The sequence below is a fragment of the Arcicella sp. genome (genome assembly GCF_964672035.1).
In genome coordinates this window covers 25,156-49,110 of the sequence record NZ_CBABQS010000031.1, presented here as the reverse complement: position 1 = coordinate 49,110, position 23,955 = coordinate 25,156, and the positions used below count along the sequence as shown (strand labels likewise).

Sequence of the window (23,955 nt, the reverse complement as noted above, 5' to 3'; positions counted from 1 at the left end):
AAAGGGCTTGATATTTTGAGAGAAGGTTTCAAAAATAACAACCAAAGATTTATTAAAATTTGGGATGAATTTTTGAATACATTTGCTCGATGGATTCAAATTCAACTATCTCATTATCAATACTTAACAAAAAACATCGGGTAGAGTAGGAAACGGGAAACGTTGTAAATGAATTTACGATAAAAATGCTAAAAATTAAAAGGTATTTTTAGCATTTTACATCATAACTTAAAATTAAACAAAGCTATCGTTGAGAACCTATTGTGAAACTTCCGCTCCAAATTTGAAGACTTGTCCAATCTAAGCCTTAGATAATGAGCCATCACTAATACAGCCCCATATCATTTTACCTTTAGAGGATACCCAAAAGTAACTACTACCTTGCGCAAGATGATGAAATTTCAGAAATGAAAACTGAAATATCCACCATGAAGGCAATGTTAGAAACTTTGCTAAATAAATTGGGTGGCTCAAATTTAAACATGACTTAAATTGAGAAAGCCTCTAATTTTTAAAAATTAGAGGCTTTCTCAATTTAAAATAAATATTTTCTCAACTCAACTCCATCCTCTCACAAGCTTTCATGGCAGCGGTTTGTTCGGCTTTCTTCTTAGAATATCCTTGCCCAATCGAAAACTCTTCTTCGGCTACAAAAATTGTGGCCGTAAATTCTTTGTTGTGCTTCGCTCCTTCTTCCACAATGTCAAATCTGATGGTTTTTCCTTCTTTCTGCGCCCACTCAATGATGAGGGATTTAAAATTGGGATTATTCGACACAACGGTATCAATATCAAAATGTTGCGTTAAAATTTTCTTGATGATAAATGAACGAGTAAAACGAAAACCTTTGTCCAAATAGATAGCTCCCATCAATGCCTCGAAAGCATCACCGTACATGGAAGTTCGGGTGAGAACAGTTTTACGGTTTCCGTCATATTCCACCAATTTGTCAATTCCCATTTTGCGAGCCACCACATTCAGCGACTCACGGCTTACCATTCTCGAACGAATTTCGGTTAAAAATCCTTCATCTTTAAAGGGGAATTTTTTAAATAAATATTCCGCCGTAATCATTCCCAAAACTGCATCTCCCAAAAATTCAAGGCGTTCATTTGACTCTCTATAGCTTTTAGAAACAGTTTCTTTCGACACCGAGGCGTGCATAAATGCCAAACGATACAGGGTAAGATTAGACGGACTTTCGCCTATGATGTGTTCGATGGCATTTTTCAGCTTTTTGTCCTTGGGGTCGCTGGAAAAAAAATCAAGAATGGGTGAAAGCATATATTTTAATTGACAATTGACAATCAATAATTAACAATTGGTTAAAGACAGTAAAGATTGATAACAAATGATTTTACGATAAAACCACCTTAAGGGTCATATCATAAAATACTATCTTAGCAATTAACTGATTAAATTATCAATTGTTAATTATCAATTGTTAACTGATTTATATTTTCTTAAAAATTACGGTAGCATTATGTCCTCCAAAACCAAAACCATTACTCAGCGCAATATTAATTTCACGGGGTTGAGCAGTATTTAAGGTCAAGTTTAGTGCATTATCTACTTCTGGATCATTGGTGAAATGATTAATGGTTGGGGGAACTAAATTATGCTGCATAGCCAAAATACAAGCAACTGCCTCAACAGCTCCTGCACCACCCAACAAGTGTCCAGTCATGGATTTTGTTGAACTGATGTTCATTTTATAAGCATGATCGCCAAAACAATCAATAATGGCTTTCAATTCCTGTGGGTCACCCAAAGGCGTTGAAGTACCATGGGTATTGATATAATCCACTTCTTCAGGTTTGATTCCAGCATCATCTAAGGCATCTTGCATAGATAATAATGCCCCTAAACCATCGGGATGTGGCGCTGTGATGTGATAAGCATCCGAAGAAAAACCTCCTCCGATTAATTCACAATATATTTTTGCCCCACGAGCAATTGCGTGGTCATAATCTTCTAAAATCAAGGCACCTGCTCCTTCTCCAACTACGAAACCATCACGGTCTTTATCGTAAGGGCGTGAGGCTGTTTTTGGGTCATCATTACGCTCTGACATTGCACGCATGGCGGTAAATCCACCAACACTGGCAATTGTTACAGCAGCTTCTGAACCTCCCGTTACGCAAATATTGATTCTACCCAAACGGATATAATTGAAAGCATCAATAATGGCATTATTTGCGGATGAACAAGCCGACACTGTGGCATAATTAGGTCCACGAAATCCATGACGAATCGAAATATTTCCTGAAGCCGAATCGGCAATCATTTTTGGAATGAAAAAGGGATTGAATTTTGGTATTCCTTCGGTTTTTGCGAAATAAAGTACTTCATCTTCAAAAGTTCTTAGTCCACCAATTCCTGAACCCCAAATTACTCCAACTTTATTTTTATCAATTGTTTCTAAATCAAGACCCGAATCTATGATGGCTTCATCAGAGGCAACGATACCGTATTGCGTAAATTGATCCATTCTTCGAGCATCCTTTAATGGAATAAATTTGGTAATATCAAAGTTTTTTAACTCACAAGCAAAACGAGTCCGAAACTTTTCAGCATCAAATTTCGTGATATAGTCGCAACCGCTCACACCGTTTTTAAGCCCCTCCCAAAATTCAGGAACGGTATTTCCGATTGGCGTCAAAGCACCAATACCCGTAACAACAACTCTTTTAAAACTCTTCATGTTTAAGCAATTCTCGTTTATAATAAAAGACAACCTTCAAATTTGAACAAATTAATCTGAAAATCAATAAAAATGTGCTAATCTGTCATAAAAAAATCGTTCAATCAGAACCATAATTTTATTTTCAAATTAGCACATAAAGAAGTTCAATTACTTAGCGTTTTCTTCAAGATATGTAATTGCTTGACCAACTGTTTGGATATTTTCAGCTTGATCATCTGGAATAGAAACGTTGAATTCCTTTTCAAATTCCATGATTAATTCTACTGTATCCAATGAGTCTGCACCCAAATCATTTGTGAATGAAGCCTCTGTTGTAACTTCTGCTGCGTCAACGCCCAATTTCTCGACGATAATGCTCTTTACTTTTTCTGCAATGTCTGCCATTTTAAGAACGAATTTTGGTTAGAAAAACGGTGCAAAGATGATGATAATTATTCTATTATCAAACTATTTTTTGCTTCCGTGCTTCTATGAAAAGAATTGTGTTAATTATTATAAAAATTTTACTAAAAACATAAGGAAGCCGCTCCTAAAAGTCCTGCATCATTACCCAAAGTAGCACGGGTGATATTCAGTCCATCAGCGTGATATTTGGTAAGCCAATGGGCAAATTTTGCTTTCATGGATGGCAAAATAAAATCGAAAGAGGCCGAAAGCCCTCCTCCTACTAAAATATGATTAATATCAAGAATGGCAATTAAATGGCAAAGATTTTCACCTAATAATTCTCCTACGCTGGCAAAAACCTGAAGGGCTAATGTATCGCCTTCCGAAGCCGCCGCAACCAATCCTGTTGTACTAATGGTTTCATCATCAGGTAATTGTGTAATTTCTTTATAGGTCTTACGCATAGCGTTAGCCATATCCAACAATTCATTTTTACCGATATTTCTCTCTAATACTTTCCCGTTAGCCGAGGGCGTATGTCCTGGTTCCATGGCATTGCCACGTCCCCCCGTAAATACTTTTTTGCCGATAATGGCAGCTCCACCTACGCCTGTACCTAAAGTAATAAAAATATAACTTTCTTGAATACGTTCTTCTCCAAAATAAAATTCACCTAAAGCGGCCGCATTTGCATCGTTTTCTAAGTAAAAATCAACGTTAGGAAAACGTTTTTTAAGAATTTCAACCATTGGAACATTGTTCAATTCAGGAATTGCGGTAATTTCAATGGGCGTGGTTCTGGCTAAATTAATCATTCCCGGCAAGCCAATTCCTACTTTCACTATATCTTTATTATCAATAAGTTGCAATGAAATTGCTTCACCTAAGCGTTCTTCAAAATGCCCTGATTTACGCCAACTCACAGTGTCGTGACTATAAAAATTAGAGATTTGTCCTGTCTCAGAATTTACGATTCCCATTTTGACGTTTGTTCCGCCAATATCAATACCTAAATACTCTGCTGCCATTAAATTGTCTTTTATTTTTTTAACTGTGGGTCGATAGTTTCAAAAGTCAAAATTAGTATTTATTTTTCAAAACATCACGGTTTATATTGAACCTTTATTAAATCATCGCACACTTTCATGCTTATCGCCTAATCCTGCACTTTTGAGTTGCTCGACAATTTCAAAGACGGCTGGACAAACTTGTGTATTCTCCAAAGTCAAAGGTAAAATTCCAGCAATATTTTTACGGTCAGTGTGCGGATATTCACGACAGGCTTTTGGGCGATGGTCGTAAATGGAACAATAATTATCCGAACCTAAAAACGTACACGGCGTTGAATTTAATACATAATCCTGGTCTGAATCAAGGTGCAAATGTTGCTTTACGAGTTCAGCAGGGCGAATTCTGAGATGTTTGGCAATTCTATCAATATCAACATCTTTGAAAATTGGACTCGTTGTTTTGCAACAATTGGCACATTTCAAACAGTCTATTTCGTCAAAAACTTCTTCATGTTTTACGTGAAATTCTTGGTCTAAATTCTTGAGTTTCTTATTTTTGAGACGGTCAAAGAATTTTTTATTTTCTGTAAATTTCAACCGATTTTGTCTGTGAAATTCCTTAATAGTTTCTTCTGTGTAAATCATGGAATGATGTTTGAGAATTCAAAATTACAGAATAATGAACTCAATTCACGAGATTTTAATTTGTTTGTAACATAGGTTTTAGATTTTAGGGGTTGCGGGTTAGGGATAAAATCTGCAAAACTGTCAAAATAAATAATATATGAGCAGTCCAATCACATTGCTTTTGACGTTAATCACCGTCATCTTTTCTTATCAAGGCTTACAAAATAAGTCATTTTTCGATAAATATGCCTTTAATATTGAGAGCATATTGAAGTACAAGGAATATTATCGCTTAATTTCTTCGGGATTTTTGCACGGTTCTTGGTGGCATTTACTCTTTAATTTATATGCTCTATTTTCTTTCGGTGAAACCCTTGAATCAGTCATTGGAAACACTAATTTTCTGTTTATCTACTTCGTGAGCTTGATTGGCGGAAACGTTTTATCACTTTATGTTCACCGTTTTGATAGTCAATATTCGGCCATTGGGGCATCTGGAGCAGTATGCGGGATAATTTTTGCCAGTATCGTCATCTTCCCTAACATGAAAATTGGGATGTTTCTGATGCCTTTTGCTATAACCAGCTGGATGTACGGATTGCTGTTTGTATTGATTTCCATTTACGGCATAAAATCACGTTTGAGCAACATCGGGCATGATGCGCATTTGGGTGGAGCTTTGCTTGGAATGTTGGTAGCGGTGGGACTGTATCCAGAAAGTTTACAAGACAATTATCTTCCAATTGTCTTGGTCGTTACGCCCACATTGGCATTTATCTTCTTGATTATTAAACACCCAGGTTATTTATTTATCGAAAAGTTTACCTTTAACCAGAAAGATTATAAAAGCATTGATGATGAATATAATGAACAAAAAAACGCTCGGCAACAAGAAATTGATGAGATTTTAGAGAAAATTCACGCTAAAGGTTTTGATAGTTTATCGGAGCGAGAGAAAGAAGCATTAGAGCGATTTTCGGAGAAATAATTTTTTAGTCTTTCAAACGTAAAAACAAAAAAGCCGAGCATTGCCCGACTTTTTGAACCTTCTTCTGTTAACCAAAAAACTAATCAATTATCTGTTTAAACTTGATTAAAGTGTTTATTGATGAAATATAACTCTTTAATAATCAACTAATTAGAGTAGGCATACATGTATAACCTATCCTTTAATTCTTTCCTCGCAATGTGAATTCTATTCTTTACTGTACCAATTGGAATATCTAATTTTTCTGCAATTTCATGGTATTTGAATCCTCTAAAGTGCATCATGAAAGGTGTTTTGTAAGCATCTTCTAATGAACCAACTGCTTTATTAATGTCATTCATCGCAAACGAACTGATCGCTTCATTATTTGTGCTACTTTCCATCGAATTGATAAAATGTAAATTATCGGTAGTATCAATAAATGTATTCTTTCTCACCATCCGTTGATAGTTAGTGATGAAAGTATTTTTCATGATTGTGTATAGCCAAGCTTTTAAGTTTGTGCCTTCGGTGTATTTATCACGATTTGTAAATGCCTTCAATAAAGTATCCTGTAATAAATCGTTAGCTTCTTCATAATCTCGAGTCAGCTTCATGGCAAAAGGCTTCAAAGATTTTGAAACTTTTCCGATATGAAATGTAAATTCTAAGGCTGTCATAATTTTAGCGATTTGATAATTTGTTGAACAAATTTACAAAAACATTAAACAAAAAACAAAACATTTTACGATAAATATTTTAAATATTATTTATTTGTTTATCTAACATTAAAATGTGCACGCTAAAATACTTGTTTATGATTCCTAAAACTATCAATATCTAAATATAACACATAACTATACGGAAAAACACTTCTTCCTATGTTCAATTTAAGTAATTATATCTGTTTAATTATTTTCAATAACTCATCAACAAAATTATTTGTTTTATTTGCCAATTTAAACAATACTATCATATTTGACGAGTCATAAATAACTCAGAAATCAATAATTATAATTCTAAAAATCTATGCCAATTAGTGATAGTTTATAAAATCCATCTACGTAATTATCGAATTATCAGACTGATCATAACCTTGGATTAAGTCTCAAATGAATATTAATTCTTAGAAAGAATGGATATTAAGAATTTAAGTTATCTCAAAGACACATTAACCAAGCATAAATTCGCTAATTTTACTATCATACATAAAACTTCAAAAATATGTCCTTTAAAAGTTTTTCTTTGCTAATTGCGCTCTTGCTTTCGGTTTATTCATCAATATTTTCACAAGGTAAAGTTGGGCATTTTTCTTTGGGTTTTCAAAGTGGTGTATTAGTGCCTTTTGGTGATAATAAAGGTATTGCCTCAGAGCAAATCGGAATTAGTAATGGGTTGACTTTCAAATATTTTCCGTCCGAACACTTTTCGATGGGCATGAGTTTGAGCATGATGAACAATCATTTTCAAGGCCAGATAAAAGCCAGTGACGTACCGATTACCCAAGTACCTTTTACTTTTGATTTTAATTGGTATCCGACCGATTGGCGATTGAAACCATATATTGGCTTTGGGGCAGGGTTGAGTTTTTTTACCGTTAAGCCAGTGAGCGGTTTGGTTAATACTTTAAAGGAAATTCCAGATACTTATACAACGCCTGCCTATTTAGCTTCGGGAAAGGGAGGATTGCAATATCGATTAAATGATCGATTTAGTATATATGCCGAGGGGGTGTACTATATGGTAAACGAACCTGGGGAAGCATTTCTTTGGAAACAAAATGACGGAACGGTTTATAGACAATTTTCTAATAAAGCCTCTTTTACGTTGGGATTATTATATCATTTTGATGAGTAATTTTCAAAATCGAAATACAATACGTAAACTTATTTTAATTATTGAGAATACAAAAACACCTTCTAATTAATACAGGAAGACTTTTTGCAGAATTATTATGGAAAGTAGTGAAAATATTCAACGTTGCCAATGGGTCAATAACGACCAAATTTATATTGACTATCATGACCATGAATGGGGTATCCCATTACATGATGATGATAAATTATTTGAATTTTTAATCCTCGAAGGTTTTCAAGCAGGATTGAGTTGGATTACGATTTTGCGAAAAAGGGATAATTTCAGAAAGGCTTTTGATAATTTTAAAGCCTTAAAAATTGTTAAATATGACGAGCATAAAATTTCAGCATTAATGCAAAATACAGGTATTATTCGCAATCGTTTGAAGATTAAAGGAACCATCACAAATGCGAGATTATTCCTTGAAATCCAACAAGAATTTGGGAGTTTTGATACCTATATTTGGCAGTTTACGAATGGACAAGTTATTAATAATCAACAAAATAGCACAAAATGCATTCCTGCAAGTAGTGCTATTTCAGATACCATGAGTAAAGCCTTAAAAAAGCGAGGATTTAAGTTTATTGGCACCACAATTTGCTATGCTTTTATGCAGGCAACTGGCATGGTGAACGACCATCTGATAAATTGTGTAAGTTATAAGCGATCATGAATTCCAAAATTTGGTGTGGTTTTCGTACCTTTGCAATCACACAGGAATGACAGGTTGCATAGAAAAATGAAAATCAGTAGATAAGATTTTTGGATAAATATTCTTATTTACTACTAATTCCTCTATTTTTAAATAATATTCAATGAATCCACGCATCGTAATTATTCCTACTTACAACGAAATTGAAAATATCGAAGCCATTATTCGTAAAGTTATGAGCCTTGAACCAACTTTCGATTTATTGATCGTTGACGATGGTTCGCCCGATGGTACCGGGCTGAAAGTAAAACAATTACAAACAGAATTTGGCACAAATCGTTTACATCTTCAAGAACGTCAAGGTAAATTAGGCTTAGGTACTGCCTACATTCACGGCTTCAAATATACCCTTAATTTGGGTTATGACTATATTTTTGAGATGGATGCCGATTTTTCTCACAATCCTGATGACTTAGTGAATCTCTATAATGCCTGTGCCAACAACGGTGCTGATATGGCCATTGGCTCACGTTATATAAATGGTGTAAATGTGGTCAATTGGCCCATGAGCCGAGTTTTAATGTCTTATTTTGCGGGATATTACGTTCGATTTATCACAGGAATTCCTATCATGGACGTTACGGCAGGTTTCAAATGTTATACGGCTAAAGTGCTGAAAACCATCAATTTAGATGCTATAAAATTTGTGGGATATGCCTTTCAAGTGGAGATGAAATTCACTTCGTGGAAATATGGTTTCAAGATTGTAGAAGTACCAATCATTTTTACTGACCGCACGAAAGGACAATCAAAGATGTCAGCAAATATCTTCCGTGAAGCTATTTTAGGCGTTATACAAATGAAATTTAATAGTTTTTTTAAAAAATATGATAGAGGATAAAGGGAGAGTGTAGTTATAAGAAATGGAGTAAAATATTTTACTTATTTTTTAATTTATTCCTTCTGTTCCATTATTTCGTTTATTTCCTTCAAAATATGACCTACGAACACGTCAAGGCAATCCATATCATCTTTGTAACCGCATGGTTTGCGGGACTTTTCTATTTACCACGCCTTTTTGTGTATCATACCGAAGCGAACCAAAAGCCTGTTGTGGAACGTGATATTTTGCAAAAAGAATACCTCAGAATGGCGAAAGTTTTATTCAACGCCATTATGATTCCAGCGATGTGGCTGACAATAATTTCTGGCATCACCATGGTTTATTGGACTTGGTGGGATTCTTTTGCTGCTCACGGTTGGTTGCATATCAAACTTTTATTCGTTTTGGGTTTGATTATTTACCATTTCTATTGTCGAAAAATAATTTTAGAATTACGTCAAAATAAATTTAGATTTACGGGGTTTCAATTACGCCTTTTCAATGAAATTGCTACCATTTTCCTTTTCGCCATTGTATTTTTGGTTGTGCTGAAAAACTCCGTTGATTGGATTTGGGGATTGGTTGGACTCTTAACTTTTGCAGTTGTCATTATGTCGGCTGTGAGAATTGTGAAGCGAATTCGGGAGAAGAAATAATATTAAAAATACATTAAAAACCCCAATCAAATCAGTTTGATTGGGGTTTTTAATGTTCAGCCTTCCCAAATAATTTAGAATTTTTGTAAAGATTATATACTTATTAATTCAATAGCAACGTAACTTCTTCCGTTTTCTCCTTTCTTTTGAGCGCTCCTGAAATTACCCTAACTGCCTCCGCAATACCTTCGGGGTCAAATCCGCATTCTTTATGGAGTTCAATTTGCTCTCCGTGCTCAACCACTCTATCAGGAATTCCGAGTCGTTTTACTTGAGCTGAATAACCATTATCCAACATAAATTCTGCCACTGCCGAACCAAATCCTCCTTGAATACAACCATCTTCTACGGTGATTACTTTATCGTATTTTTGGAAAATCTCGTGTAACATCGCTTCATCCAATGGTTTCACAAAACGCATATCGTAGTGGGCTGGATTGATGCCTTCTTTTTCCAACAATTCACAGGCAGTAACAGCATAATTTCCAATGTGTCCAAGCGTCAAAATCGCTACGTTCTCACCATCTTTAATTTTACGTCCTTTGCCAATTTCCATCAATTCAAATGGTGTTTTCCAATTAGGCATAACACCTTCTCCCCTTGGATAACGAATTGATATACAAGATTTTAAATCTTTAAAATTATCCTGAGAAACTGTAAACATAATGTCCCGTAATTCCTTTTCATTCATCGGAGCAAAGACAATCATATTTGGAATACATCTCATGTACGCAATATCATACGCCCCGTGATGCGTTGGACCATCGGCACCCGCAAAACCCGCACGGTCGAGACAGAAAATAACAGGTAATTCCTGAATCGCTACATCATGCACCACTTGGTCGTAGGCACGTTGCATGAAAGTTGAGTAAATATTACAAAAAACCGTCAATCCTTGTGTTGCCATACCTGCCGAAAATGTTACGGCGTGTTGTTCGGCAATGCCCACATCAAAAGCACGGTCGGGCATTGCTTTCATCATAATATTCAACGAACTTCCCGAAGGCATGGCGGGTGTAACCCCCATAATCTTGGCATTTTGTTCGGCTAATTCTACGATGGTATTTCCGAAAACCTCCTGATACTTAGGAGGTTGCGGAGTTAAATAAACTTTTTTCTTAATTTCTCCCGTGATTTTGTCGAATTTGCCGGGAGCGTGCCAAAGGGTTTGGTCTTTTTCGGCAAGGGCATAACCTTTACCTTTTGTGGTGATACAATGAAGAATTTTAGGACCGGGAATGTCTTTCAAATCATTCAAAACGGTTGCTAAATATTCAACGTCATGCCCATCAATTGGACCAAAATATCTTAGGTTCAATGATTCAAACAAGTTACTTTGTTTTAGCAAAGTAGCTTTTAAACCATTCTCAATTTTAGAAACAATGTCTTGCGCAGATTTGCCAAATGTGGACATTTTACCCAACAAATTCCAGACTTCATCTTTCACACGATTATAGGTGTGCGAAGTAGTAATATCCGTCAAATATTCTTTCAAGGCTCCAACGTTCGGGTCAATCGCCATGCAATTATCATTCAAAATAATTATCATGTTGTTCGAAATTGCGCCTGCATGATTCATTGCCTCGAATGCCATCCCTGCCGTCATTGACCCATCGCCAATGACCGCAATATGTTGACGGTCTTTTTCACCTTTATATTGCGAAGCCACCGACATCCCCAAAGCGGCCGAAATGGAAGTAGATGAATGACCCACGCCAAAAGCATCATATTCACTTTCTTTTCGTTTTGGGAAACCAGAAATTCCTCCGTAGAGACGATTGGTGTGGAACTGTTCCCTTCTACCCGTCAAGATTTTATGTCCGTAGGCTTGATGTCCTACGTCAAAAATTACTTGGTCATAAGGCGTATTGAAAATATAATGCAAAGCCACCGACAACTCAACCACCCCCAAAGATGCCCCAAAATGACCGCCAAACACAGAAACATCATCAATAATGTATTGACGAAGTTCATCACAAATTTGGAGTAATTCCGAGCGGTCTCGTTTCCTTAAATCCTCTGGGGAGTTAATTTGAGCCAATATTTTGCCAGGGGTGATTTTCATAAATGTCGTGTTGTCGAAATGATAAATAGATAACCATCAAAAATATGAAATGTTTGATGGTATTGTATTTAATAATACAAATTTACAAAATTTTTCTGAGGTTATCGTAAACGTAAAAACGGTCAAGAATTTTGGGCTTGACCGTTTTTGTTGGCAATGTATTGTATAAAATCTAAGCGAAATTTAAAGTATCTACTTTCATAGCTTCGTAAGCGGCAATCAATTTGTCCATTACTTCAGTTTTAGTATGAATTGAAGCTGATGTACTTACGCTATATTCTTCTCCTTCCTCTGCAGTCAATGTAAGAACATATTCATACAAACGTGAGGCAATCGCAAGTTTTTCTTCTTGAGTTATTGATTCACTAATTTATTTTTGATAGGATTTTAAGATAAGATTATTCATAGTTAGATAATGAAATCGGAATTATAGAAATTGCAAATCACTTTCTGCTTCATACCTAACCCCTAAATTCTAATCCTCAACACCTAAATTTACTTCTGCGAAGCCTTAAACAACTTTTGCTTTTCTTCCTTCGTTAAACTTTCATAGCCCGAACGAGAAATTTTATCTAAGATTTCATCTACTTCATCATCGTCTGGATACGCACCACCTACGCTTGCTGGCGTATTTGAATACATAGATTCTTTCTGACGGTGAACCACTTTGATGGTTGGTTTTTCAGTACGTTTGAAAAGATTTTGAAAGAATTCAACCGTAGTATCAATGGGCATTCCCCAATCTCGACCCGCTTGCAATTGTTTTACATATAAGTAACCCAATAAAGCTCCGCCCATGTGGACGATTCCTCCGCCAGCGTTTGTGCCAATGGCACCTGCCAAAGAAATTAAGAAGAAGAAAAGGGCAATATATTTAATTTTGACGGGCCCAATCAAGAACAAAAAGAAGGTATAATCAGGCATTAAAGTAGCGGCAGCAAACATAATTGCCATAACACTTCCCGATGCTCCGATAATTGTTGTGTTGATTGCCCCTTGATAATAAGGAATAAAATTGAAGGCAATTAAGGCTAATGCTCCGCCAAAAATTGCGCCCAATATGTACAAATTTATTAATCTACGGCTTCCTAAAAATTCTTGAATAATTGCCCCAAACCAATAAAGCATCAACATATTTGGCAACAAGTGCGAAATAGGATTGACCGCATGAAATAGAGAGTAGGTCAGAATTGTCCATGGACGAAAGAGAAATATAGACATGGCAGGTGTAACGCTGAAATAAGAAAGTAGCGTTTCAAAAATATCAGGTCTTTTGAAAAATACCGTTGCTGTAATCAAGAATACTAACATGACTACATAAACCGCCACATTCAACCATATTAGTTGAATTAAACCGTTGTTACGCTTGGCGAAAGCGTTTTTGAAGTCATCTAAAATTCCACTCATTTTATTTCCGAGGCGATCGTCGCTCGATTCGATAATTGTTAGTCCGATGTTTGTGTATCGTAATATAGTAACGTTTTAGCAAGCAAAAAGTTACGTAATAAAGATACAAAATTTTTAATAAAAACTATTCCGTTTTGTTCCCCAAATTTTAATTAAAATGAAAGCAAAAATCATACCCCCAATATGGGCAAAATGTGCAACATTATCGCCAGGCATTTTGTTGAGTCCCGCATAGATTTCGTATAGTGCATAAAAGGTTACAAAGTACTTAGCTTTAATGGGAAACGGGAAAAATAAAAGCATCAATTCGGTATTGGGAAATAGCAAACCAAAACCTGCCATAATACCAAAAACTGCTCCCGAAGCCCCAATCATCGGTGTGTTTAAAACAGCCTTCAAACTTTCTTCTGCTATAAAGACGGATTCTTTGAGGGTAACGTTGCTTGTATCCTGTAATAAAGTATAAACGCTTGATGGAATTCCTTCTGAATAAAATCCGGCTATTAAACTTTGAAACTTTGTTAAATCAGGATTTAAGATGTACGCTTCCGTAACGGCTTGTAGCGTTGAGAAATCATAATATTTTAATCCCATGTACAAAACGCCTGCCCCGATTCCCGTAACTAAATAAAAAATTAAGAATCTTTTTTCTCCCCAGTACATTTCTAAGATGGGCCCTAAAAAAAATAGCCCTAACATATTACTGAAAATATGTCCAATGTTTGAATGCACAAACATATACGTCACCAACTGAGTTGGGATGAATTGTTCGGAAGAAAAATAATGCAAACCGAATAACGAAACAATCATTCTATCGTATTGTGGATTGATTGACTGAACGCCAAAAACGATTATGTTAATGACAATAATTGCCTTAATAATAGGCGTTAAACTGGGTGTTCTCATGTGTAATTATTTGTGAGTTGTGAGTTGGTGAGTTGTGATTTTTGAGTCCGATGATAAATCATAACTCACCAATCACTAAATCACAACTTATTCTTCATAAGCCCAATCAATACGAGTTTTCATGTCCTTGATTACTAAGCCATTAGCTTTGAAATAAGTTCTAATTTCGTCGATTTTGTCGTATTGTTTAGCTTCTTTATATTCTCGGTAAAGTGATAACATTCCTTTGGCAAGGGCTTCAATTGAATTATTTGGTTCTTCTAAAATTCCCAAAATATCTTCAATAATAGCGACAAATTTTTCCTTCAAAAGGTTGAATGCTGTCTCGCCAATTTGGGCCGTTTGTACTTGTCCCATGTATAATTGATTAATTTTTTTCAAGAGATTGAATAAACCTGCAATCGCCACAGCAGTGTTTAAATCATCGTTCAATCCATCAAAACAGCCTTGAATTCCTTTTTCAATTTCAGCCATTTGCTTTTCATCAACAACTATTGAATCATCCGCTACGTATTCAATATTTTTAATGATTCTCAAGCCGTTAATCAAGCGTATATAACCCTTTTGAGCAGCTTTAAGTGCATCATTCGAGAAATCGAGCGTACTTCTGTACTGTGATTGCAACATAAAAAAACGCACCGTCATGGGACTGTAGGCCTGTTCTAACAACGGATGTGAACCCGCAAAAAGTTCGGCAGGAAGGAAAGAATTTCCGAGCGATTTAGACATTTTTTGACCATTTACGGTCAACATATTTGAGTGCATCCAATAACGAACGGGTTCACGTCCATTTGCTCCTTTGGCTTGAGCAATTTCGCATTCGTGATGTGGAAATTTCAAGTCCATTCCACCGCCGTGAATATCGAAACTATCACCTAAGTATTTGGTACTCATGCAAGTACATTCTAAATGCCAACCTGGAAAACCCGCTCCCCAAGGAGAATTCCAACGCATCAAATGTTCGGGAGCTGCTTTTTTCCAAAGCGCAAAATCAAGTGGACTACGTTTTTCGCCAACGCCCTCTAAATCACGAGATTCTGATAATAAATCTTCTAAAATACGACCAGATAATTTACCGTAATTACCGCCTTGTTCGTTGTATTTGGCAATATCGAAATAAACCGAACCGTTAGATTCGTAGGCTAAACCTTTATTAAGTAAGGTGGTAGTCGTTTCGATTTGTTCAACAATGTGTCCCGTAGCGGAAGGTTCAATACTCGGTGGAATAAAATTGAATTGGTCGAGAACCTTGTGAAAATCGTTGGTATAACGTTGCACAATTTCCATCGGCTCAAGTTGCTCTAACTTCGCCATTTTCCCGATTTTGTCTTCTCCTTCGTCACCATCGCCCACCAAATGCCCAACGTCTGTGATGTTACGGACATAACGAACTTTGTAACCCAAATGCGTCAAATAACGATTGAGCACATCGAAAGTCATAAAAGTACGGACGTTGCCCAAATGAACGTAATTATAAACGGTTGGTCCACAAACGTACATTCCCACATGTGGGGCGTTTATAGGGGTAAACAATTCTTTTTCTCGGCTGAGGGTATTGTATATTTTTAATGGTTGCATTTATTCAGTTATTTGATATTTTTCTTTTACAAAATTGATAAATTCTTCTACCATTTGTAGCGCTTTATCAATTTCTTCTTTTCCTATTTCTTCATCCAAATCGTAATCTGCAGTTTGCCTTTGGTCAAATAAAAAAGCTAAATTATTGCTAAATTCTTTGGGAATAATACCCGTTTTGATAAATATTCTTCCAAACTCACTAATTAAACCAGAATGAGTTTTTGAGTGAATATTTTTTTCGAGAAGTAAACTTCTGATTAAATAGAAATAAGCATAGTAGCAACGGTTCATGGCTACACGGTTTCTGTTATCTTTTGCATTGAAAACGGCATCATCTAATGTGCTTTCTGCGAGAGCAAGGGCATTTTTAATATCCTCATTCATATATAGTTATTCCTTCTTTTCTTACAAACCTATATAAGGCTTTTGTTGCTGTTTCAAATTTGGTAATGGATGTGGCAAACATCGAAACCCAAATATCATTTTTTAACGTTAATTCATTTAAAAGTTTATATGTAGAAGTAATTTCCTTTACTGCCCTTACTTCTTTATCTTTCAGAACAACCATAAAATCAATATCTGATTCTTCATTAAAATCCCCACGGGCATACGAGCCGTAGAGAATTATCTTCGACAGGCGGTCGCCATAATGATTTTTCATGGTTTCCGTAAAATCTTTTATGACAAGTGCTTTATCGACCATTAGATTAACATTTAGTTTCTCCTACAAAACTAATAAAAGTATAACGGAAAGAGATGATTTTCGTTCCAAAATGCGGATTTCCAAAAAGATTGCATTGAGTTTGTTTGAACCGAAAATAAAAAGGTTCAAGCGAGGACGCTTGAACCAAGTCAATAACAACGCTTAAACGTTCAAATATATCCTCAAATTTTTCTACCGCTTCATCTCCTGTTTTTTCCAATACGTCAAGCTTCTCCACAACCATTCAGCGGGGCCAAATTTGAAATAATGAAGCCATATATTGCTGAATATCAAACAAATAATCCATACACCCATCACAAAAAGATAGTTTTGGTAGATTTGTAATTTGGCAAACATTCCGAAGCCAAATCCGTAGAAAAATAAACCACAGAGAATGCTTTGGAGTAAATAATTGGATAAAGCCATTTGCCCCGCTTTGGAAAGAATTTTGACCAACCAATTAAACGCCCCCGACCTGTAAACGAGCATCAGTAGTCCAATGTGTCCGACCGTCATCATTAGTCGTTGAATATCCTGATATGCTCCCGTTGGAATCGTATAAGTTTCAAAGAAATTTTCAAGACCCTTTTCATCATAATAAGAGGAATTTACGTAACGAATTCTCATAAAAAGCCCCAAAGAATAGCCAATTAAAGCCATCAGGCCGTACTGTCGAGTCGTTAATTTATTGGTAAAAATACCTAATTTGAAAAAGCCCATGCCGATAAACATCATCAAGATAATGTCCCAGAAATTTGGGTTATAAAGCGTCCATTTTTGGTATTCGTCAGCGTCTTTCCATCTTTTATTAAATATCGTTTTGTAGTTGCCTCGCATCTCCCGAATATTAGAATTAATCTTGGCAGTATCTTTCTTCATCCAAGCAGACATTTCTTTAAATGTTGCTATATCTTCTTTTTGCTTAGGTTTTAACTTTTTGTGGAGTTTTAAAGAATCCGTCATTGCCGATTTATAGGCTTCGTATTTAGGTTTTCGTTGATCAATATACCGATAAGCACTTCTTCCAAAAAGCCAAAATGACAACACTAATCCTGTAATAATCAAATAATTAGCTTCTACTTTCCTAAATGGAAAAAGGAATAAACCACAAATGGCATAAAAATATAAAATATCACCATCCCAAAGCAGAATAAAAAAATTGAAAAGCCCGAAAACGAACATCTAAAGCAATCTTCGATAATAAATATCAATAGAATTTACATCATTATTTTTCGATAAAATAAGCATACAACTTGCCCCAAAAAGCATCGAAAATAACCCCCGCATCGTGCCTTCAAAAAAGACGGCTACAAAGATTTCTGAACGATAATTAATACCCGTATAATCAGTAAAATGCTGATACGGAAAAGACGGAAAAGAAAAACCTGGAATATTCATTAGAAGAATTCCGAGTACGGCTATTCCACGCAAAAAATCAATGGATTGATAACGACTTTGAAGATTGGGAGAAAGTTCTTGCACGGCTTTTAATTAATGGTTTACTAATATTATTTCAAAGATAAGAAGATTAGTGATTAGTTAGCTTTATAACTTAGTTTAAGGTTGGATGATTTATACAGTGGTTGAAGATGGAGTAAAAAAATTTATACTAATTTTCACTTGGTTACTACTTGGTTACTTTTTCACCTATTTACTCAAAATCCCCTATCTTTACAGAAAAATAAAACCCAAACCACCATGACAATTATTGAAGTCGCTGACGATAAAAAACTTCAACAAGAATTTCTTTTATTACCCGTAAAACTATACGCTGAAGATGCTAATTGGATTCGTCCACTCGACCAAGATATTGAGTACACTTTCGACCCAAAGAAAAATAAATATTTCAAACACGGTGAGGCCATTCGTTGGATTTTACAGGATTCGGAAGGAAAAACCATCGGGCGTGTTGCGGCTTTTATCAACCACGAAACCGCCACCAAAGAAGACCAACCTACGGGCGGAATGGGATTTTTTGAGTGTATTGAAGACGAATCTGCCGCTTTTTTATTATTTGAAACTTGTAAAAAATGGTTGGCTTTGAAAGGCATGGAAGCTATGGATGGCCCCATCAATTTTGGCGAAAGAGATTCCTTTTGGGGCTTGATGATAAAAGGCTGGCAATACGAACCAACCTACAAAATGCCGTGGACGAAGCAGTATTACATTTCGTTTTTCGACAACTTCGGTTTCAAAGATTATTTCCAACAATATATTTACGTTTCGCCAATTCGGGCAGCATCGGTAATGGACACGGTAGAGGACAAAGCTCGTAAGGTTTATGCCAATCCCGAATATACGTTTAGAAGCATAAAGAAGACTATATTAGCCAAATACGGAGAAGATTTCAGAACGATATTCAATGAAGCTTGGGCAAAATTTCCAGGCGTAAAAGAAATGAATGCTGAACAAGCGAAGAGCTTGGTAAACACCATGAAACCCATTATTGATGAGCAACTTACGTGGTTTGCTTACTCTGGAGAACGTCCAATTGCCTTCTTTATCGTTATTCCCGATATCAACCAGATTGTCAAACACTTAGATGGAAAATTTGGACTTTGGGAGAAATTAAAATTCTGGCTTTTGTTGCAACGGGGCGTTATTAATCGTACTTGTGGCGTTATTTTTGGCGTTGTTCCAGATTTTCAAGGAAAGGGAATCGAATCGGCAATTGCTTTACGTTTTCGCCAGGCTGGGCGTGACAATCCACATTATCAATATGATACAATTGACATGAATTGGGTGGGCGATTTTAATCCAAAAATGAACCGTTTCGTTTCGCAATTAGGCACCACTCGTGACAAAGAATTTATCACTTATCGTTATCTTTTTGATAGAACGAAAGAATTTAAACGTTGTCCGAGAGTAGGATAAGGGTTCTTAAAAAATCTTAATAATGATAAACTTATTCAAATTCACTGTAAATTTGAAATATGAGATTAAGAATTTTTCTACTTACGTTTTGGCTTATGGCCTGTGGTTCTGATGAAAAACCCGAAAATTTGATTCCTAAAGACAAAATGGCCAAGGTTTTGACTGAAATCCATATTTTAGAGGCTCAAATCAATAATTTTCATTTTCAACATGAAGATTCTTCGGTGTTCGTTTACCAAAAAATGAAGGTTCAACTATTAAAAACCTACGATTTAGACACGGCTACTTTCAGAAGCAGTTTTAAATATTATCTATTGAATCCAGATAAAATGAAAGAAATTTATGCTGAGGTTAAAAAGGCGTTGGAAGCCAAGAAAAAGCAAATTCAAGCAAAAGTTGATTTAGAAGCGAAAAAGAAGAAACTATTAGAGGAAAAAAAAGCTAAAACAATACCAAAAGCGATACAAAAAGCCGATAGTTTGATGCGGGTGAAAAATGAAATTAAAGCAAAAGAGGCCATAAAAAAACGCCTCTTTACTGATAAACTTTCTACTCATAAACTTGATAAAGCCACGCCCAAACTTCCATGAAAGCATTTTTAAAATCTCTTTATCTCTCAAATTTGGTATTTTATATCACTATTTTCTTGGTGGTAATGTTTGTTTTGGCGTTTGTTTTTCCCGTCTTATTTGGCATAACTCAAATGCTTTTTTTCGTTTTTATGCTGATGCTTTTGGTGGACGGAATCATGCTTTATCGCTCTAAAAAAGGCATTTTTGCCCGTCGTGAAGCACCTGATCGTTTGTCCAATGGCGATGAAAACCCACTGTCTATTTACCTCGAAAATCATTACGATTTCCCCGTTCAACTTCAAATTATTGATGAAATTCCCTTCCAGTTTCAGAAACGTGATTTAATGTTTCGTACTGCTTTGAAAGTTGCCGAAACTCAAATTTTGGAATATACTTTACGCCCCACAAAACGGGGTGAATATAGCTTTGGGGCAGTAAATATATATGTAAAAAGTCCGATAAGATTATTGAAACGTCGTTACCAATTTTCTCAAGATAAAATGGTGGCGGTTTATCCTTCTTTTTTGCAAATGAGAGCCTACGAATTGATGGCCATTTCAAATCGTTTGACGGAATTAGGAATTAAGAAAATTCGTAAAATTGGGCAAAGTCAGGAGTTTGAACAAATTCGTCAATATGTGCAAGGAGACGATATTAGAAGTATCAATTGGAAAGCTACCGCCCGACGTAACGACTTGATGGTCAATGCTTTTCAAGAAGAAAAATCACAAAATGTTTATTGTTTGATTGATAAAGGCAGGGTGATGCAAATGCCTTTTGAGGGACTTTCGTTATTGGATTACGCTATTAATGCAACCTTAGTCTTATCAAATATTGCGATTTACAAACAAGACAAAGCGGGAATAATTACGTTTTCTGACCGCATCGGACAAGTGCTACTTGCCGACCGAAAAGGGGGGCAAATGACCAAGATTTTGGACATTTTATACAAGCAAAAAACTCGCTTTTTAGAAACGGATTACGAAGCGCTTTATATACATACGAAGACCTATGTGCGCCAGCGAAGTTTGTTTTTGTTATATACTAATTTTGAAACGGTTACGTCTATGCGGAGGCAATTACCCTATTTTAGAAAATTAGCGAAAGACCATTTGCTCATCATCGTTTTTTTCGAGAATACTGAACTTCGGGCTTTATTGGACAAACCTACCCACACAACCGAAGAAATCTATTTGAAAACAATTGCGGAGAAATATTTTTACGAGAAACAGCAGATTATCAAGGAGTTAGGACAATTTGGCATTCAAGCATTATTGACTGCACCGCAAAATTTAACGGTCAATACAGTTAATAAATACTTGGAATTGAAGTCAAGGGGAATGATTTGAGTTTTCAGGTTATAAAGTTTCTTGTATTAACTTCCCGAAAGTTTAACCCCCAACGGAGTTGTTTCGGGAAGTTCAACGGCAAATAACTGATATCTTTACATTTACAATTTCCTTAACTACACCGATTTAATCTTTTCAATAATTTTAATTTGTTCCAAAATTTCTTCTGGTTTTATGAATAATTCCTTTCCATCCACAATAACATCGTGAAGATTTTGGAATAATAAAGCCCAATTTCCTTTTTCAGTTTCTACCGTTCCTTTGAAAACCAGACCATTCATTTCAGTAGTCAAAATGCCCGATTGTGTGATGGGTTCAATGCCAAAATCAACATCTTGGGGCATCATTCCTGCCTTTAAATGGTCTTCTTGCACATCGATTCCGTGTTTGGTAAATGAGCCTTTTTTACCGTGAATAATGTATCTTGGCGTATCTTCACGTACCAATAAACTGGATTTTAAGGTAACTTTTAGCTTTCCGTAGTCTAACTTTATATCAAAAGCATCGTCAATTTCAGAGTTTTCTCTTTGTGTAAAAGTCTGTCCCCAAACACCATTTGGTACGCCAAAAAGCGTGATAACTTGGTCAATGATATGAGCGCCTAAATCGTAAAGAATTCCATTAGCGGGACTTACAATTTCCTTCCACTTTTTGGGATTCAGAACAGGTTTGAAGCGATTAAAATGAATTTCAAAACTATGAATTTCTCCTAAAAAATCTCCATCAATTACTTTTTTGACCGTCATAAAATCAGAATCAAAACGGCGATTCTGGAATACTGTCAGTATTTTGCCTTGTTTTTTAGCCAATAAAATCAATTCTTCCGCTTCTTGAACGGTGGCGGTAAAAGGTTTTTCAACGAGAACGTGCTTACCCGCCAACAATGCCCGTTTGGCATATTCAAAATGGGTCAAACTCGGCGAACAAATACTTACTAAATCAATTTCTGAATCCGCCAAAACTTCATCCAAAGTTTTGGCAACTTGTACAGATGGGAAAAAATCTTGCGGATTTTGACTGTTAGAAACGATCGTTTTTAGGCTAAAATTTGGATTCGTTTCAAAAAATGGGGCTTGTAAATATCGTCCAGACAAACCAAAACCGATGAGGGCAACGTTGAGCATAATTTTTTAAATTTTTCAATTATAAATTGTTCGCAAATTTACGAAAATCGTTCTTCAAAAGAATGAATTCCATTTTCGAGTTGCTATATTAACACTTTTTATTTTCCTATTTATGCTGAATTGTTGTATGATGAATCCACCATAATATTGAAACCTATTTACCTACCAATTTCTACTCATTTCAGCCCATTAAGAAATTTTATACACTTTTTCCTTTGGAAAAGTGTGCTACCCATACATTTTTTCAAAGGAAAAAGTGTAATTTGTAAATCAATACATAAATTTATAGACATGAATAGATTTGCATTTCAAGAATTACTTAATTGGAAAAACTCAAAAATCAGGAAACCCTTAATCATTCAAGGGGCAAGGCAAGTAGGCAAAACTTGGTTGATGAAGGAATTTGGAAAAAGAGAATTCCAAAATGTAGTATATCTCAATTTTGAAAGTAGCAGTAGGTTGAGAGAATTATTTATTTCTGACTTTGATATTGAAAGAATTATTGCGGTTATTGAAATTGAAGTCAAGCAAAAAATAGATTCACAGAATACACTTCTCATTTTTGATGAAATTCAAGAAGCTGAAAAAGGATTAACGGCTCTAAAATATTTCTATGAACAAGCACCTGAGTATTTTATCGTAGCGGCGGGTTCATTATTAGGAATATCAAATCAAAAGAATAGCTCTTTTCCCGTGGGCAAAGTTGATTTAATTCCATTATTTCCGATGAGTTTTATGGAGTTTTTGGAAAATGTGGGCGAAGAGCAATTAGTGACCTCATTGCAAAATAAAAATTGGGAATTGATTACGGTCTTTCATGATAAATTAGTAGAAATTTTAAGGTTATATTATTTTGTTGGTGGCATGCCAGAAGTGGTTTTAAATTATATCGAAAACAAAAATTTAGATACCCTTAGAGCCATTCAACGAAAAATAATTGCGGGATACGAAAATGATTTTGCCAAACACGCTCCGAATGACATTGTTCCCAGAATAAGGTTAGTTTGGAATACCTTGATAAGTCAATTAGCCAAAGAAAATAGAAAATTTGTCTATGGTCAAATTAAAAAAGGAGCAAGAGCAAAAGATTTTGAAACCGCCATTAATTGGTTGGTGGATGCGGGTTTAGTCTTGAAAGTAAACAGAATTGAAAAGCCAACTTTACCATTAAATGCCTACGCAGATTTTGATGCCTTTAAATTATTTTTTATCGATATTGGCTTACTGAATGCAATTAGAGATTTAGATCAAAGAATTCTTTTAGAAAAAAATAATATCCTCACGGAGTTTAAAGGAGCTTTAACGGAACAATTTGTGTGTCAGCAATTGAAAATTAAGAAAGAATTATACTACTGGACAGCCTCCAATGCCACTGCCGAAGTTGATTTTGTGTTGCAATCACAAAATGAGATTATACCGATAGAGGTAAAAGCAGAGGAAAACCTAAAGTCCAAAAGTTTGAAGGTTTATGTCGAAAAATACGCTCCCAAAACTGCTATTAGAACATCTATGAGCAAATATCGACAAGAAGATTGGCTGACTAATATTCCTTTGTATGGGGTTTCGGAAGTGATAAACTGAGAAGGTTATTAGGTCAGAATGAAGATCAAGGAATGAAGAAGTGGTTTTAC

General features: G+C 35.5%; 25 protein-coding genes. 9 read left to right on the top strand and 16 right to left on the bottom strand.

Annotated elements, in window-relative coordinates; translation table 11 throughout:
- Positions 1 to 552: 552 nt before the first annotated feature.
- From rnc to AC1W31_RS10605, 5 genes are all read right to left on the bottom strand, one after another.
- Positions 553 to 1,284 (bottom strand): ribonuclease III, encoded by a 732-nt coding sequence (gene rnc, locus AC1W31_RS10625; RefSeq protein ID WP_481734420.1) that lies wholly within the window; start codon positions 1,282 to 1,284, stop codon positions 553 to 555.
- 169 nt (positions 1,285 to 1,453) lie between these two features.
- A complete protein-coding gene (gene fabF / locus AC1W31_RS10620) occupies positions 1,454 to 2,704 on the bottom strand; it encodes a beta-ketoacyl-ACP synthase II (RefSeq protein ID WP_481734419.1) in 1,251 nt (416 codons plus the stop codon).
- A gap of 150 nt (positions 2,705 to 2,854) precedes the next feature.
- Positions 2,855 to 3,091 carry an acyl carrier protein gene (locus AC1W31_RS10615; RefSeq protein WP_481734418.1) on the bottom strand — a complete coding sequence of 79 codons (237 nt, stop codon included), beginning with the start codon at positions 3,089 to 3,091 and terminating at the stop codon, positions 2,855 to 2,857.
- 122 nt (positions 3,092 to 3,213) lie between these two features.
- Positions 3,214 to 4,122 (bottom strand): ROK family protein, encoded by a 909-nt coding sequence (locus AC1W31_RS10610; protein ID WP_481734417.1) that lies wholly within the window; start codon positions 4,120 to 4,122, stop codon positions 3,214 to 3,216.
- Positions 4,123 to 4,224: 102 nt separating this feature from the next.
- A complete protein-coding gene (locus AC1W31_RS10605) occupies positions 4,225 to 4,749 on the bottom strand; it encodes a YkgJ family cysteine cluster protein (RefSeq protein ID WP_481734416.1) in 525 nt (174 codons plus the stop codon).
- 139 nt (positions 4,750 to 4,888) lie between these two features.
- On the opposite strand from AC1W31_RS10605, the gene AC1W31_RS10600 reads away from it, so the two are divergent.
- On the top strand, positions 4,889 to 5,719 hold the full coding sequence (locus AC1W31_RS10600; RefSeq protein ID WP_481734415.1) for a rhomboid family intramembrane serine protease: 831 nt from the start codon (positions 4,889 to 4,891) through the stop codon (positions 5,717 to 5,719).
- Between the two features lie 146 nt (positions 5,720 to 5,865).
- Here AC1W31_RS10600 and AC1W31_RS10595 read toward each other — a convergent pair whose 3' ends face one another.
- A complete protein-coding gene (locus AC1W31_RS10595) occupies positions 5,866 to 6,378 on the bottom strand; it encodes an RNA polymerase sigma factor (protein ID WP_481734414.1) in 513 nt (170 codons plus the stop codon).
- Between the two features lie 544 nt (positions 6,379 to 6,922).
- On the opposite strand from AC1W31_RS10595, the gene AC1W31_RS10590 reads away from it, so the two are divergent.
- From AC1W31_RS10590 to AC1W31_RS10575, 4 genes are all read left to right on the top strand, one after another.
- Positions 6,923 to 7,555 carry a hypothetical protein gene (locus AC1W31_RS10590; RefSeq protein WP_481734413.1) on the top strand — a complete coding sequence of 211 codons (633 nt, stop codon included), beginning with the start codon at positions 6,923 to 6,925 and terminating at the stop codon, positions 7,553 to 7,555.
- A gap of 97 nt (positions 7,556 to 7,652) precedes the next feature.
- Complete coding sequence (locus AC1W31_RS10585) at positions 7,653 to 8,228, top strand: DNA-3-methyladenine glycosylase I (protein ID WP_481734412.1); 576 nt, start codon at positions 7,653 to 7,655, stop codon at positions 8,226 to 8,228.
- Between the two features lie 142 nt (positions 8,229 to 8,370).
- Complete coding sequence (locus tag AC1W31_RS10580; RefSeq protein WP_481734411.1) at positions 8,371 to 9,108, top strand: polyprenol monophosphomannose synthase; 738 nt, start codon at positions 8,371 to 8,373, stop codon at positions 9,106 to 9,108.
- Positions 9,109 to 9,203: 95 nt separating this feature from the next.
- Positions 9,204 to 9,746 carry a CopD family protein gene (locus AC1W31_RS10575; RefSeq protein WP_481734410.1) on the top strand — a complete coding sequence of 181 codons (543 nt, stop codon included), beginning with the start codon at positions 9,204 to 9,206 and terminating at the stop codon, positions 9,744 to 9,746.
- A 103-nt stretch (positions 9,747 to 9,849) separates the two neighbouring features.
- Here AC1W31_RS10575 and dxs read toward each other — a convergent pair whose 3' ends face one another.
- The 9 genes from dxs to AC1W31_RS10530 all read right to left on the bottom strand — a co-directional run bounded on the left by dxs (position 9,850) and on the right by AC1W31_RS10530 (position 17,887).
- The gene (gene dxs, locus AC1W31_RS10570; RefSeq protein ID WP_481734409.1) at positions 9,850 to 11,811 is read right to left on the bottom strand and encodes a 1-deoxy-D-xylulose-5-phosphate synthase; all 1,962 of its coding nucleotides are present in this window, start codon (positions 11,809 to 11,811) and stop codon (positions 9,850 to 9,852) included.
- Between the two features lie 172 nt (positions 11,812 to 11,983).
- Positions 11,984 to 12,112: a hypothetical protein gene (locus AC1W31_RS10565; protein ID WP_481734408.1), complete on the bottom strand. Its 129-nt coding sequence runs from the start codon at positions 12,110 to 12,112 to the stop codon at positions 11,984 to 11,986.
- Positions 12,113 to 12,306: 194 nt separating this feature from the next.
- Positions 12,307 to 13,218 (bottom strand): rhomboid family intramembrane serine protease, encoded by a 912-nt coding sequence (locus AC1W31_RS10560; protein ID WP_481734407.1) that lies wholly within the window; start codon positions 13,216 to 13,218, stop codon positions 12,307 to 12,309.
- Between the two features lie 114 nt (positions 13,219 to 13,332).
- Positions 13,333 to 14,124, bottom strand: coding sequence for a rhomboid family intramembrane serine protease (locus tag AC1W31_RS10555; protein WP_481734406.1), 792 nt, complete (start codon positions 14,122 to 14,124; stop codon positions 13,333 to 13,335).
- Positions 14,125 to 14,211: 87 nt separating this feature from the next.
- Positions 14,212 to 15,702 carry a cysteine--tRNA ligase gene (gene cysS / locus AC1W31_RS10550; protein WP_481734405.1) on the bottom strand — a complete coding sequence of 497 codons (1,491 nt, stop codon included), beginning with the start codon at positions 15,700 to 15,702 and terminating at the stop codon, positions 14,212 to 14,214.
- Positions 15,703 to 16,086 carry a HEPN domain-containing protein gene (locus tag AC1W31_RS10545; protein WP_481734404.1) on the bottom strand — a complete coding sequence of 128 codons (384 nt, stop codon included), beginning with the start codon at positions 16,084 to 16,086 and terminating at the stop codon, positions 15,703 to 15,705.
- Complete coding sequence (locus tag AC1W31_RS10540; RefSeq protein WP_481734403.1) at positions 16,079 to 16,405, bottom strand: nucleotidyltransferase domain-containing protein; 327 nt, start codon at positions 16,403 to 16,405, stop codon at positions 16,079 to 16,081. Before AC1W31_RS10540 ends, AC1W31_RS10545 begins: the two co-directional genes overlap by 8 nt.
- A gap of 192 nt (positions 16,406 to 16,597) precedes the next feature.
- The gene (locus tag AC1W31_RS10535) at positions 16,598 to 17,587 is read right to left on the bottom strand and encodes a DUF418 domain-containing protein (RefSeq protein WP_481734402.1); all 990 of its coding nucleotides are present in this window, start codon (positions 17,585 to 17,587) and stop codon (positions 16,598 to 16,600) included.
- Complete coding sequence (locus AC1W31_RS10530; RefSeq protein ID WP_481734401.1) at positions 17,588 to 17,887, bottom strand: hypothetical protein; 300 nt, start codon at positions 17,885 to 17,887, stop codon at positions 17,588 to 17,590.
- 216 nt (positions 17,888 to 18,103) lie between these two features.
- Between AC1W31_RS10530 and AC1W31_RS10525 the strand changes: the two genes are divergently transcribed.
- The 3 genes from AC1W31_RS10525 to AC1W31_RS10515 are packed head-to-tail and all read left to right on the top strand — an operon-like array spanning position 18,104 to position 21,200.
- Positions 18,104 to 19,279, top strand: a complete 1,176-nt coding sequence (locus AC1W31_RS10525) for a hypothetical protein (protein WP_481734400.1) — start codon at positions 18,104 to 18,106, stop codon at positions 19,277 to 19,279.
- Positions 19,280 to 19,338: 59 nt separating this feature from the next.
- Complete coding sequence (locus AC1W31_RS10520) at positions 19,339 to 19,869, top strand: DUF4296 domain-containing protein (RefSeq protein ID WP_481734399.1); 531 nt, start codon at positions 19,339 to 19,341, stop codon at positions 19,867 to 19,869.
- Positions 19,866 to 21,200, top strand: a complete 1,335-nt coding sequence (locus tag AC1W31_RS10515) for a DUF58 domain-containing protein (protein ID WP_481734398.1) — start codon at positions 19,866 to 19,868, stop codon at positions 21,198 to 21,200. The genes AC1W31_RS10520 and AC1W31_RS10515 overlap by 4 nt, the downstream gene beginning before the upstream one ends.
- 116 nt (positions 21,201 to 21,316) lie before the next feature.
- Here the strand turns inward: AC1W31_RS10515 and AC1W31_RS10510 are convergent, their stop codons facing one another.
- Positions 21,317 to 22,324: a Gfo/Idh/MocA family oxidoreductase gene (locus tag AC1W31_RS10510; RefSeq protein WP_481734397.1), complete on the bottom strand. Its 1,008-nt coding sequence runs from the start codon at positions 22,322 to 22,324 to the stop codon at positions 21,317 to 21,319.
- A gap of 291 nt (positions 22,325 to 22,615) precedes the next feature.
- Between AC1W31_RS10510 and AC1W31_RS10505 the strand changes: the two genes are divergently transcribed.
- The gene (locus tag AC1W31_RS10505; RefSeq protein ID WP_481734396.1) at positions 22,616 to 23,905 is read left to right on the top strand and encodes an ATP-binding protein; all 1,290 of its coding nucleotides are present in this window, start codon (positions 22,616 to 22,618) and stop codon (positions 23,903 to 23,905) included.
- Positions 23,906 to 23,955 lie beyond the last annotated feature (50 nt).